General features: G+C 35.5%; 13 protein-coding genes and 1 riboswitch. Of the genes, 7 read left to right on the top strand and 6 right to left on the bottom strand.

Features of this window, described 5'->3' with window-relative positions; genetic code table 11:
- Positions 1-15: 15 nt before the first annotated feature.
- Positions 16-1,101: a DUF3626 domain-containing protein gene (locus tag AC3WVZ_RS02595; protein ID WP_233935971.1), complete on the bottom strand. Its 1,086-nt coding sequence runs from the start codon at positions 1,099-1,101 to the stop codon at positions 16-18.
- Positions 1,102-1,211: 110 nt separating this feature from the next.
- On the bottom strand, positions 1,212-2,042 hold the full coding sequence (gene racE, locus AC3WVZ_RS02590) for a glutamate racemase (RefSeq protein ID WP_025687296.1): 831 nt from the start codon (positions 2,040-2,042) through the stop codon (positions 1,212-1,214).
- A 201-nt stretch (positions 2,043-2,243) separates the two neighbouring features.
- Positions 2,244-2,425, top strand: a riboswitch (Lysine riboswitch).
- A gap of 147 nt (positions 2,426-2,572) precedes the next feature.
- On the opposite strand from racE, the gene AC3WVZ_RS02585 reads away from it, so the two are divergent.
- The 4 genes from AC3WVZ_RS02585 to AC3WVZ_RS02570 all read left to right on the top strand — a co-directional run bounded on the left by AC3WVZ_RS02585 (position 2,573) and on the right by AC3WVZ_RS02570 (position 7,986).
- Positions 2,573-3,997, top strand: coding sequence for an amino acid permease (locus AC3WVZ_RS02585; RefSeq protein ID WP_001186301.1), 1,425 nt, complete (start codon positions 2,573-2,575; stop codon positions 3,995-3,997).
- A 60-nt stretch (positions 3,998-4,057) separates the two neighbouring features.
- A complete protein-coding gene (locus AC3WVZ_RS02580) occupies positions 4,058-5,257 on the top strand; it encodes an ABC transporter permease (RefSeq protein ID WP_233935970.1) in 1,200 nt (399 codons plus the stop codon).
- Between the two features lie 192 nt (positions 5,258-5,449).
- A complete protein-coding gene (locus tag AC3WVZ_RS02575; RefSeq protein ID WP_233935969.1) occupies positions 5,450-7,447 on the top strand; it encodes a catalase in 1,998 nt (665 codons plus the stop codon).
- A gap of 23 nt (positions 7,448-7,470) precedes the next feature.
- Positions 7,471-7,986: a type 1 glutamine amidotransferase domain-containing protein gene (locus AC3WVZ_RS02570; RefSeq protein WP_000037548.1), complete on the top strand. Its 516-nt coding sequence runs from the start codon at positions 7,471-7,473 to the stop codon at positions 7,984-7,986.
- 62 nt (positions 7,987-8,048) lie between these two features.
- Here AC3WVZ_RS02570 and AC3WVZ_RS02565 read toward each other — a convergent pair whose 3' ends face one another.
- Positions 8,049-8,198: a hypothetical protein gene (locus tag AC3WVZ_RS02565; RefSeq protein ID WP_162900581.1), complete on the bottom strand. Its 150-nt coding sequence runs from the start codon at positions 8,196-8,198 to the stop codon at positions 8,049-8,051.
- Positions 8,199-8,297: 99 nt separating this feature from the next.
- Between AC3WVZ_RS02565 and AC3WVZ_RS02560 the strand changes: the two genes are divergently transcribed.
- Complete coding sequence (locus AC3WVZ_RS02560; protein ID WP_001063866.1) at positions 8,298-8,501, top strand: hypothetical protein; 204 nt, start codon at positions 8,298-8,300, stop codon at positions 8,499-8,501.
- A 52-nt stretch (positions 8,502-8,553) separates the two neighbouring features.
- Here AC3WVZ_RS02560 and AC3WVZ_RS02555 read toward each other — a convergent pair whose 3' ends face one another.
- Entirely contained in the window at positions 8,554-9,816 is a 1,263-nt protein-coding gene (locus AC3WVZ_RS02555; RefSeq protein WP_233935967.1) for an MDR family MFS transporter, read from the bottom strand.
- A gap of 106 nt (positions 9,817-9,922) precedes the next feature.
- On the opposite strand from AC3WVZ_RS02555, the gene AC3WVZ_RS02550 reads away from it, so the two are divergent.
- Positions 9,923-11,662 (top strand): SgrR family transcriptional regulator, encoded by a 1,740-nt coding sequence (locus tag AC3WVZ_RS02550; protein WP_000699824.1) that lies wholly within the window; start codon positions 9,923-9,925, stop codon positions 11,660-11,662.
- A gap of 72 nt (positions 11,663-11,734) precedes the next feature.
- Here AC3WVZ_RS02550 and AC3WVZ_RS02545 read toward each other — a convergent pair whose 3' ends face one another.
- Positions 11,735-12,283, bottom strand: coding sequence for an NAD(P)H-dependent oxidoreductase (locus AC3WVZ_RS02545; RefSeq protein WP_000789191.1), 549 nt, complete (start codon positions 12,281-12,283; stop codon positions 11,735-11,737).
- Between the two features lie 23 nt (positions 12,284-12,306).
- On the bottom strand, positions 12,307-12,846 hold the full coding sequence (locus AC3WVZ_RS02540) for an ester cyclase (protein WP_000511563.1): 540 nt from the start codon (positions 12,844-12,846) through the stop codon (positions 12,307-12,309).
- A 169-nt stretch (positions 12,847-13,015) separates the two neighbouring features.
- On the opposite strand from AC3WVZ_RS02540, the gene AC3WVZ_RS02535 reads away from it, so the two are divergent.
- Positions 13,016-13,354 (top strand): winged helix-turn-helix transcriptional regulator, encoded by a 339-nt coding sequence (locus AC3WVZ_RS02535; protein ID WP_001059470.1) that lies wholly within the window; start codon positions 13,016-13,018, stop codon positions 13,352-13,354.
- The last annotated feature ends 18 nt before the right edge of the window (positions 13,355-13,372 follow it).

The following is a 13,372-nucleotide window of genomic DNA, read 5'->3' as shown; positions in this document are numbered from 1 at the left end:
ATGGAGTATTTCATTCTACTTCCGATTTGGTTTTCCAAATCGAACTAAAACATGCCATAATAATTTTAATTCCTGAAGCACTTCTTCATAAGTTCCACGATCACTCCAAGATAATGGATTGCGTTTCAAATCCACTACAGCAGAGCCAATTATATTTGCATCGATACAATGATTCCGTGCAATGCGTCTTGCTAAAGATGGCATTTTTGAACCTCTAAAATCCATCGGAACTTCGTCTACCGCAAGTACAAAACCGATGTGCCAATACAAATCAATCGCATACTTCAGGCAAATTTCTTCTAAAACTCTTCCTACATCCGTACCCTTAAATGAAGGATCTGCAACAAGCGCTTCCACGTCTTCTTTTAGAGAAATCTCTCCATGAATCTGCGCTTCAATATAATGATTAAGATTACGGGCTGGCTCTTTGCTTACTACATCTATAAACGGCCTTTTCAGATTAGCCAGTAAATGATTAATTAATATTGTTGGCGTCAAATTTCCTTCACCAATTGCAAAATCTCTTACGAATGTCTCTTCCAAAAGAGCAGCTACAATCATATCAAACTCCTCATAAGTCCCCTTTTCTTTCGGATCTTGATGTGAATCTAAATATGTATATGTAGAACGCGAAGAAACTTTTGGAGATAAGAGAAAATAACAGGAACCAAAACGCGGAGCCGGCCCATCTGGATGTAACATTAAATTTAGCGCTCCGTATTTTGGACGTTGATCATTCGTTACGCCTTCTAATTGATATGCCCCTCCAAATATTCTCTTTTCCCAAAGGTCACGTTCACCACCAGGATAAGCAGATACGCTTCCATTAGATAGCAATGTTTCAAACTGACTTTTATATACTCCTTGCTCAAATAATGCTTCAGCAACACTTTTCTTACTCGAATCTAGTCTGTCTGGATGAAAGTGTAAAGCAATCCTTGCGTGAGATTTTAAATTAGCGACAGCCTCTTCAAATATTTCATCTGTAATATTAGACATTTTAAGTATATGATTAATCGTTGCGTTAGCCTCACGTTTTTCGTTCTCTGCATATTTTGAAATATACTCCAAAGCAAATAATTGAGATCTTGATAATTCCATAATCAAACCTCTCCTTTAATTAAAATGACCTTAATGATTTCAATTAAAAGCTTATTCTTTCCTTCTTATGAAACGAACCTAATTTATTTAAAAACGTAATTTACTAAATCTTAATTATGCATACACGCATTTTTCATAGGCAAATGTACACATTCTACAGAAATTTGATACCCTAGCCATCGCTCAGCAATATGTTCAAATGATAAAACAGATCCCGTTGTAAAAAAACGATGCTTCGGATTCAGATTGTCAGACAAAATTCCTTTGTGCTGTAAAATGGTGCTTAACTCTATCGCCGTTTCTTCTGCAGAACTAATAATCGTTATATCTTCTCCTAGTTCCTTTTTTATATAGGACTCTAAAAGTGGATAATGCGTACATCCAAGAATTAACGTATCTATATCTTCTTTCGTTAATGGAAGTAAAGCTTGTTTCACTTGCTGCGTGACATATGCTGTATCTTCTAATTGATTTTCTACAACTGTGGCTAAAGTCGGGCAAGCATAGCTATGCACTTCCAAATATGTATCCAGCTCGTGTAATGCTTTTTCATACATATTAGATTTTATCGTACCTACAGTTCCAATTACCCCGATTTCCCCTTTCTTTGTTACTTTAATTGCCGCTCTTGCTCCTGGATGTATAACGCCAATAACTGGAATGGAAAGTGCTTCTTGCAGCTCAGTCAATGCAGCAGCTGCAGCAGTATTACATGCTACGACTAGCGCTTTTAATGGAAACTGTTTGAGGAACTCAACCATTTCAAATACGAAAGATTGCACCTCCTCTACACTTCTTGGTCCATACGGGCAACGCTTATTATCACCAATATAATAAATGCTTTCTTTAGGCAATTGTCTTATAATTTCGCTCGCAACTGTTAATCCCCCAACTCCCGAATCTAGCACACCTATTACTGAATGTTTATGACATACAGACATTTACTTCATCCCCTTTTCAATCATCTAGCGCTAATAATATGTATTATATTACGAAAATTCAAATATCACATAACAACCCCTCTTACTTTTAATCACAAACTCTTCTCTATAATCTGATTATTACTATATCCATTGACGTATAAAAATTCATTTGTTACTCTTAAAGACGTTAATTTAATATTTAAATCCTCATTCGTATCTCGGTGAGGTAGAGGTTGCAATCATTAAGAGTATCATTTCAGGAGATGTAGTGGCATTGATGACGGAATGAGAAAGGAATGGTTGCCGAAGTAAGTCGTGTCCACCATGCACGCTTGCTGGGTCTGCATTTAATAAGTGCAGAACTGTCACAAACGTTTCGTTTGTGGAGAGCTATCGAGAGGTATGTCGTGGGTTTCTTATAAGATAGAAAGCATGTAGCGGCAAATTACGTGCTTTTTTTGTTTTGTTTGGGACTTCTCTTCCTGACTCAGGAAGACATACATATCTCCTCGCTTGACTTGGTTATACTAACTTTGGAGGTATTTTCTATGCAACAAAAAAAATGGGGCTTTTGGGTACTAACAGCTTTCGTTGTCGGTAACATGGTTGGCGCTGGTATTTTCATGGTGCCAAGTACGTTGGCACAAACAGCAAGCCCACTCGGTGTCACTTTAGCTTGGTTAACTACAGGGTTTGGTGTTTTAATGCTAGCTCTTGTTTTCGGTAATTTAGCAATTCGTCGTCCTGATTTAACGACAGGGCCACAAAGTCATGCATATGCTTTATTCTCAACACCAAAAAAGAAAAAAATGGCTGGCTTCAGTATGGTATGGGGATATTGGGTTGCAAACTGGGCAAGTAACGTTGCCATCATTACATCATTTGCGGGATATTTATCACTCTTCTTCCCAATTATGAAAGATACGCGACTACTATTTTCAATCGGCTCGTTTAACGTAGAAGTCGGAAAACTAATTACATTTACGATTTGTTCCATCTTACTTTGGGGAACTCATATTATATTAACAAACGGTGTAAGCGGAGCTGGAAAACTAAACTTCTTAGCAACAACAACGAAAGTAACTGGATTCCTTTTATTCATCGTCGTTACGTTATTTGCATTCGAAGCTTCTAAATTTGGACAATGGTATACACCGATGATTGATAAATCAGGGGCATCACACGGTCTTCTTTCACAAGTGAATTTAGCTGCTCTTACAACACTTTGGGCGTTTATCGGAATTGAATCAGCTGTTCTTTTATCAAACCGTGCTGTTTCTCCCAAAACGGTAAAACGCGCAACAGTTGCGGGATTACTTATTACAGTTGCCATCTACTTAGGAATCACAATTTTAACAATGGGTGTACTTCACGTTGATAAATTACAAGCTTCTGAACGTCCATTAGCAGATGCACTAAACGCTGCAATGGGTCACGGCGGCGGGAAACTGATGGCATTACTTGCTCTTACTTCCCTGTTCGGTTCTATCTTAGGCTGGATTTTATTAAGCTCAGAAGTACCTTATCAAGCAGCAAAAGAAGGTTTCTTCCCTTCCTTCTTCACAAAAACAAATAAAAAAGGAAGTCCAATTTACTCATTACGATTAACAAACATTATGTCGCAAGTATTCCTATTCTCAACATTATCAGGAACCATTGCGGAAGCTTATACATTCGTTATTACCGTATCGACACTAGCCTACCTCATTCCATATCTCGTTTCACCAATCTTCCAGTTAAAACTAGTCGCAACTGGTGAAACATATAAAAATGAAATGCGGGCAAGAATTACAGATGGCATAGTCGCAGTTATCGCACTTTGCTACGCACTATGGGTTATTAAAACGGGCGCATCCGATATAAAAACGTTCCTTCTCGGAATTGGTTTATTCGTAATCGGATTTGCTTTCTATCCATTAATGAATCGTGATCAGAAAAAAAATAACGAAAAGAAAAACGGGCAAGTTGCATAACGCAATTTGCTCGTTTTTTCTTTTGTAAAACATATATAATAGAACAAAGAGGTGAAAAACATGTCAATCGAATCGCTATGGAGCTGTCGCTTCCAACAACATATTCAAAATATCATTACATACTTTGCACGTATGATTAACGGTTTACTATATAGCTTTATCTTTATTTCATGCGTTGGTGCATATTATTATGCTCAGTTTCTAAAAGCATCTCCTTCTAAAGGAATATCTTTAATAATTATAACGATTGTACTTACATTCATTATAACGAGATGCCCTATCCGTACATTTATTCAAAAACCTGATGCTGTCTATTTACTAGCACTAGAAGAGAAATTAACATCTTATTTTAAAAAATCTCTTCTATACAATTACATCATGCAGCTTTTCCCATTATTATTTACGTTCCTTATTCTCGTTCCACTTGCTATGCAATCATTGCAATTAACTGTACCTTTTTTATGTACAATCTTTATCGTGTTAATGATTACGAAAGCCTGGAACATGTACATACATTGGATGTGGCGTGATAGTCACGAAAAAAATATATGGCTAATCATTCGTATTACTTGTAACGCCCTAATCATTTACATGCTGTTTTATTCCGCAAATGTTCTCATATTGGGCGGACTACTCTTACTACTTGCTTTCCTACTTCTATATACGAAAAAACAGCCTACAAAACGAATACCGTGGGATTACATAATCGAGCAAGAAGAAAAAATGAACGTTCGTTTTTATCAATTTGCTAGCATTTTCACAGATGTTCCGCAACTGAATAAACAAGTAAATAAAAGAAAATGGCTTACAAATTGGATTGAACCTTTATTACATAAAAAACGAGCAACTTTCTTCTATTTACATACATTAGCATTTTTACGTGGAAATGATTATTTCGGTATATATATTCGCTTAGGATTGATCGGTGCTTTCGCCTTATATTTCATACCAAATATATACGTAAAAGGCTCTATCACTTACATCGTTCTATATATGATCTCTATGCAGCTCCGTTCACTATGGAAATATTTTTCGGGAAATATTATTGTGGCATTATATCCAATCCATACTGAAGAAAGGATGAAGCAATTTCTTCACTTAATCTTTATATTGCTAAGTATTCAACTCATTGTATTTTCGAGTGTTATACTCATTGCTACAGGTCAATTTTTACATATCCTTATCATTATGATTGTCGGGTTACTCTGGATCAAATTTATTATTGTACCAAAAACGAAGCAAAGAATTTCCGCATTTTAACGAAAAGAATTATCTTAAAAGCCAAGGAGAAAATAAACTTTCTCCTTGGCCTTTTTATTTTTCTTCCTCAAACAAGAATCACCAGCACAACCAATGTATTATGATTTTTACATACAAAAATCATAATACATGTTTACGTCCTAATAAAAAGGGTATCTATTAAATTAACAAAGTAAAGGAGGGGCCTATATTGTGAATAAAAAAATGGAGCAATTGAAGCACCATGTTACGGATAATCAACGCAAACATGCTTTAACAACAAACCAAGGAGTAAAAATAGCCGAGGATGAATTTTCTTTAAAGATGGGCTTAAGAGGCCCAACCTTAATGGAGGATTTCCACTTTCGCGAGAAAATGACCCACTTTGATCATGAACGAATTCCTGAAAGGATTGTTCATGCACGCGGAGTTGGCGCTCATGGTTATTTTCAGCTTTATGAATCGTTAGAAGCATATACGAAAGCAGATTTTCTTACTAATCCTTCAAAGAAAACACCTGTATTTGTACGGTTCTCAACCGTTCAAGGTTCTAAAGGATCCAACGACACAGTAAGAGATGTACGCGGATTCGCCACAAAATTTTATACAGATGAAGGAAACTATGATTTAGTGGGTAATAATATGCCCGTATTCTTTATCCAAGATGCTATTAAATTTCCTGATTTTGTCCATGCAGTTAAACCAGAACCACATAATGATATTCCTCAAGGAGCTAGCGCTCATGATACCTTTTGGGACTTTGTTGCGCATAATCCTGAGTCCACTCATATGGTCATGTGGCAAATGAGCGACCGAGCTATTCCGCGTAGTTTACGAATGATAGAAGGTTTTGGAGTTCACACATTTCGACTCATTAACACAGCAGGAAAAGCCCATTTCGTAAAGTTTCACTGGAAACCTACCCTTGGGGTTCATTCATTAGTATGGGATGAAGCTCAAAGGATTGCTGGGAAAAATCCTGATTTTCATCGTCAAGATTTATACGAAGCAATTGAAAAAGGGGATTATCCTGAATGGGAGCTTGGATTACAGTTAATTCCAGAAGAAGATGAACATAAATTTGATTTTGATATTTTAGATCCAACGAAATTATGGCCAGAAGAAGAAGTTCCCGTAAAATTAGTTGGTAAAATGACATTGAACAAAAATGTTGATAACTTCTTTGCTGAAACAGAGCAGGTAGCTTTTCACCCTGGTCATGTCGTACCAGGTATTGATTTTTCAAATGACCCTCTTCTGCAAGGAAGATTATTCTCCTATACAGATACACAATTATCTCGTTTAGGGGGCCCTAATTTCCATCAAATCCCTATCAATCAACCCGTATGTCCTTTTCATAATAATCAACGTGATGGTATGCATCAAATGCAGATTCATCGCGGTCAAACAAGCTATCATCCTAACGGATTAAATAACAATCAACCTGCAACCGTCCAAGCCGAACAAGGAGGATATGAACATTATCAAGAAAAGATTGATGGGCATAAAATTAGAGGTCGTAGTAAAAGCTTTCTTAACTTTTATTCTCAGGCTAAACTTTTCTACAATAGTATGAGCCCTATTGAAAAGCAGCACCTAAAAGAAGCTTTTTGCTTTGAAGTTGGGAAGTGTAAATCAGACATGGTGAAGGCAAATGTAATTGCTCTCCTAAACCACGTCGATCGTCAATTAGCACAAGAAGTCGCTAACATTGTTGGAGCTCCTTTACCTAAAGAAAATCACGAAGTAAATTCAGATGCAAAATCACCTGCACTAAGTATGTCCAATACTATTTTTAAATCTGATTCTAAAAATGTCGCAATTCTATTAAATGGTGACCCAAGCGTCTCCCTTCTGTCCGAATGGATTCAAGCTTTTGCACAGCACCGAATGAACTATAGCATCATAGATAATAAAATTTATCATTTCAATGATTCCATTAAAGTAACTGATACTTATACAACAACAGACTCTTCGCTTTTTGATGCAGTATTAGTGTTTAGTAGTGAGTCTGTCATTCACCCCCCTGTTTTAGAATTTACAGAAACTACTTTTAAACATTTTAAACCGATAGCTCATGTCCTTAGTAATCCTCATGCTTTGGACAATAGTAAAATTAAATTAGATGGAGCAGGAGTTTATAACTTAACAAACACTTCAATTGAATCATTTATAGAAGGTATTGCCCAAGGAAGATTCTGGAACCGATAATATAATATAAGGAGCGGATTAGAATGAGTAAAAAAATTGCTATTTTAATAACGGATTATTTCGAGGACACAGAATACACAGAGCCAGTAGGAGCTTTTAAACAAAAGGGATATGAATTAACAACTATTGAAATGGAAAAAGGGAAAACGGTACACGGTAAACAAGGAAAAAGTGAAGTCGTAATTGATAAAAGTATTGACGATGTTTCTCCAGAAAACTTTGATGCCCTCTTCATACCAGGCGGGTTCTCCCCAGATATACTTCGTGCAGATGAACGTTTTGTTCGCTTTAGTAAAGCATTTATGGATGCGGACAAACCCGTTTTCGCTATTTGTCACGGACCTCAGCTACTCATCACTGCACAAACACTTGAAGGACGTGATGTAACTGGATATAAATCTATTGAAGTCGATTTAAAAAATGCCGGCGGGAACTTTCATGACAAAGAGGTTGTCGTATGTCAAAATCAGCTAGTAACAAGTAGACAGCCAGAGGACATCCCAGCGTTTATTGAAGAATCGTTGCGTATATTAGGATAACTAACCTCCTTTTATTTACATGAAAATAGTTAATCAGTGAGGTTTTATTCATCCCCCACTGATTAATTAGCCCCCACCAACTGGTCGTTTACAGGCAATCCGACCACCACAAATAGCAAGATAAATAAAAAGAGGGGAATCCAAAAGTTCAGTTTTAATAATCTTTTGGATTCCCCCTTTTTCTCGCCCAAAAATTCCTTATCACTTTTCATAGGCAGTTCTCATATAGTGAAAATGACTATATAATTCCTATCCATAAGTTAAATAATGATTTCGCACATATATAAATACAAAAGATGGGAGCCTTATTTATGAATAACAATCCACCTTCAACGCCCCCAAATCCAACGGAAACGAATAATAATGAAGTGAGCTTACAAACGTTACGCGTTATTGGGCTAATTGTACTGATTAGTGGCTACATATTAGTAACGCTTTCTGAAGTAGGCACATTAAAAAATCTTTTGCTACAGCCTAGTACTACTCCAAATTTAGCTGAAGTTGATCCGTTCTAAAAATTATATAAAAAGCGAATCCCAGTATAACTGGTTCGCTTTTTATATAGTTTCATCCAATTTGAGAAACATTTCTCTCATCCTCATACTTCTCTTTCCCTATCGCTTTCATAAATAGTAAAATACTGCTCATACCAACGATAAAGTACAGAGCACTCATGCCCCAAGAGGCAATAAATGAACCTAGCATAACACCTAATGCCCCGTTCATTTTTGCCACTTGAAAGACCATTCCGTTAATCGCCATATAAGAACCTCTTGCCTCATTTGGCACCATATCTGCCATAATAGATTGACGCACTGGCACATACATCATCTCACCTACCGTTTGGAAAAGCCCTGCAATTAATAAAATCCATAAGCTATTGCTCGTTCCGAGTATTGTAAATCCAATTGTATAAATGAATAAACCTACATATAAGATTTTCAAATCGTTGAAGCTTTTCAGCATTTTAATAAGAAGTGCTGAACATAACACAACTAAAATTGTATTCTCTGCAGAAATCCAGCTCAGCATGCGAATCCCTGTTAAATCAAACGTAATACCATTCCCGAATAAAAAGTGCACCGTTTCAAATTCCTTCTGCAAGCGAACACCTAAATAATTATTAATTTGAAACTCTAAAGACAATGTACATATACTCGCTGCACAAAAAATTAAAAATGCTTTATCTTTCATCACGACTTTATAACTATCTGCCATACCTTTTAATACATTTTTCTTCTCTACTGTTTTTCTCACTACATACACTTCTTCCATATATACAGTCATCACATATAAAGTAATAATTGCAACAAGCGTTAATACGATAAACAATTGCAATCTATAGTTTTCAAATAGTAACCCACCAAATATTGCTCCAATCGCAATGGATAAATTAATAGCCCAATAATTAATGCTATACATTACTTTTCGATTTTCAGGTGTACTCACATCAATTAAAATCGCCTCTGTCGCAGGATTCATAAGTCCAGATCCTAAACTATTCACTAGCATAAAGATAAATGTTAACCACGGTGAATCTACATAATCCGAATTCGCAACTCCCATACAAGCAATAGAAATGACTTGTATACTTTGACCGATAATCATAACCTTTTTACGCCCAAGCCGATCCCCAACATATCCACCGTATAAACCAATTACTAATGAAGCTATGACATTAATGAGTAGTAAAGCACCAGCAATCGCACTACCTAACTTTATTGAAAAATAAATCGCCATAAATGGAAAAATCATCGTGGACACAGTACGTGTTAAAAACGAAGTTATAATTCTAATTTTTATATTTCGATGCATACTCCAAAATCCCATTGTTTCCTCCTCCTTATGCTTACTTATTTTACTTTGAAAAAAAGGAAGAAAAAGGTTAGAATATTCTAAAGAGTTTCCCCTTTTATAGATAGAAGGAAGTGTATATATGAAAATTATGGACTATTACATTAGACTAAGACTACATGCACAAGATCAAAAACATATACAAAATAGCTTACAAGAATTAGCGGATGTTTTATATTGCAGTACGAAAAACGTAAAGATTTTATTAAAGAAAATGAGCGAGGAACAATTAATTAGCTGGACTCCAGGGCGAGGCCGCGGAAATAAAACGGAAATTCTATTTATACATAATTTCGTAGAAGCGATTGAATCCTATACAGATGAACTGTTAGCGCAAGAAAAATTAAAGGATGTTTTTCTTCTTTTAAAAGAACCTCTACCCCTTGCACTTCAAAAAAAGATAGAAAATAAACTACATCATCATTTTGGATACGAACCTTCAAATGATATGTACGACGTATTAAAGATTCCTATATCGAGAAAGATATTCCCATTAGATCCGGCTTTTGTGGCTGTAACTACAGAGAGCCATCTTACGAGTCAAATTTTTGATACGTTAGTCGTCTATAACGATGTTACTGAAAAAATGGAGCCTCACATTGCGCATACGTGGGAATTAAGTGAAGATGGACTTACGTGGACCTTTTATTTACGAAAAGATATATATTTTCATAACGAAACAATTTTAACTTCTAAAGATGTACAATTTTCATTTGAAAGACTAAAACAAGTTCAATCCCCTTTCGAATGGTTAACAGAAGAAATTATTCAAATTGAAACACCATCACCACTGCAAATTCGATTCCATTTAGCAAAACCAAATTTATTTTTCTTACACTATGTAAGTTCCATGCAGCTCGCAATTTTACCGCGTGATACGAGTATTCAAAATCATCATTATATAGGTACTGGACCTTTCAAACTTGCTCATTACTCTGAAGATAATATCGTACTCGAAGCGTTCACCCATTATTTTAAAGAGCGCGCGTTATTAGACCGTATTGAATTTTGGGGTATTCCTGACCATGTGCAAATAGATGCTGATTATGAACTACCAAACGAAGAGGAAAATGAAAGGCATGATATACAAATAGAAGAAATAGGTTGTATTTATGCTAGCTTCAACTTTAAAAAACCTGGTCCTCATCACGACATTTACTTTCGAAAAGCTTGGAGAGAACTATATGATGTTGAAATGATACTTCGTAACATAGAGGGTAGACGGACAATTGCTGCATCAAGCTTCTTCCCTGATAGAAGCCGCCTTGCAACAAGAAGATCCTACTCTTTAGAAAAGGCAAAAGAGTATTTGAAAAAGAGTACATATAATGGAGAAACGATACATATTTACTTCTTCGCATTTAAAGATAGTGCAAATGATGCATATTTCTTAAAAGAACGATGTGAAAGTTTAGGTATACAAGTAGCGCTTCACCCATTTCCCGTTTCAGATTATATGGATCGCTCTATTGATAAACATGCTGATATTATTTTCATGGGAGAAGTCTTTGCTGCCAATCATGAAATTGCATTCTTAAATGTATTTAAAAATAAAAGTTGCTTCGTAAATCGGTTCATAGACCCGCACTACGAAAAACAAATTAACTGTTTACTAGATACATTTTTACTAGAAGAAAATAAAGAAAAGCGTTATGAACTCATGTATGAGATTGAAGAGTTTTTACAAGCAGAATACATCATTTTATTTAACTATCACGTTTTAAAAAGAAAAACATACCCTTCTTCTTTAAAAAACGTAACAATTGATTCATTCGGTTGGGCAAATTTTGCGAAGTTATGGATACAGCCATCCACGCATTAAAGTGTGAGTTTTTATAAAAGGAGAAGGTACTACATCCTTAGTAGTACCTTCTTCACATACAAATATAAACTATTATTTAATTACTTCATCTAAGTGATCTTTCAAGTTCAATAAATATTGCTCAATATCCGGATTCTTCACCACATCATAACAAGCAAAACTCTTTAACGGACTCATACCGAGAAACTTTTGCACGCGGTGTAAATGACTAAGCGCTGATTCTAAACTTTCTCCTTCAAAGAACTTCGTCTTATCTCCAAATGCTTTTTCAGGTGCATTCCAAGTTGTAGAGAACATATACTCTTTCTCTTTTAATAAACCACCTGTTCCATATTCATCTGCACCTTTAAAGAACAAACCGTATTCATATACTTCATCCATATACGTTTTAAATAAGCCCGGTACACTAAACCAATAAATCGGTGTTTGATAAATAACAACATCGGCCCATAAAAACTTATCTTGTTCTTCTTTAATATTGTAACCATCTTGAATCGTTGTTGTTTTCACATGATGATTCTCGCCTAATACAGTAACCATATAATCTACTAACGTTCTATTTAATCGTCCTTCCTTTGTACCGTATTTTTCATGTCCATTTATAATAAATATATTTTTCATTACTTTTCTCTCCCCTATATGATCTATCCTTCGGCTATTAAGCCGAGTTGCTGCTGTAGTGTAAGATTATCTTCTAAATGCCAATCTTCCGTTATCTTTCCGTCTTTCACATGTAAAATATCAATTGCAAAAAAATTAATTTTCTTACCATTATGCGTTCCTGTAAAAGAAAGACGGGCTGTTACTTTATCACCAACAACTAATAAGTCTTCAATCTCACAATGTATATCAGGCACAACTTTACGAAAATTTTGCGCTGCAAACTTTAATCCTTCAATGCCTTGTGGTCGCCCTTTCGGCAATGTATTATCGAAAAATTTTTCAGTAACAGTCTGCGGAATAAGTTCCTCCTTACCTGTATCCCAAAATGCATAAAAACGCTGCGCCGCATGAACCATTTCTGTCGCTTCTTTTTTACTTAGTGAGGGATCAATTGTCATTGCTTTTGGCCTTGGCATTTCTTTTAATAACTGGACTTCAGTTTTTTGTTCCACACCACATGCTACAAGCACAATACAAATAACAAACAAACTAAGGAATCCAAATAACTTTTTTATCCCCATGGAAATCACCACCTCCTCATATAAATCCTTTATGTTTCGTATTGCTATTGTATATGCACTAACTTCATTTATGGAAGTAGTGATATTTTTTTCATATAGTTACCAAAAGTATAGTTTTGTGATACTATAAAGCAAATTCATCCAAAAAAATTTTATGGAGGCTTGTTCCATGAACAATATAGATCCAGTTGAATTAACGAAAGGTTTACCTGGCATACCTTGTCCTATCGCTAAAACGCTTGATGTAATTAGTACAAAATGGACATTTTTAATCATTCGTGATCTTCTTATCGAAGGAACATTACGCTTTAGTGATTTACAAAAATCAATGGATGGGATTAGTCCAAAAACATTATCGCTTCGACTAAAAGAATTAGAATCGCAAGGCATTATAACGAGAAAAGTATATCCAGAAGTTCCGCCTCGTGTAGAGTACACATTAACGGATAAAGGAAAACAATTAGAGGGGATTTTTATTGAATTAAAACGGTTTGGGTTAAGTTTATAAAACAAAAACCCCTTACAG

The sequence above is a fragment of the Bacillus sp. CPT56D-587-MTF genome, from assembly GCF_058792335.1.
The sequence above is the reverse complement of the archived record's forward strand: the minus strand, read 5'-3'. Positions and strand labels throughout refer to the sequence as shown.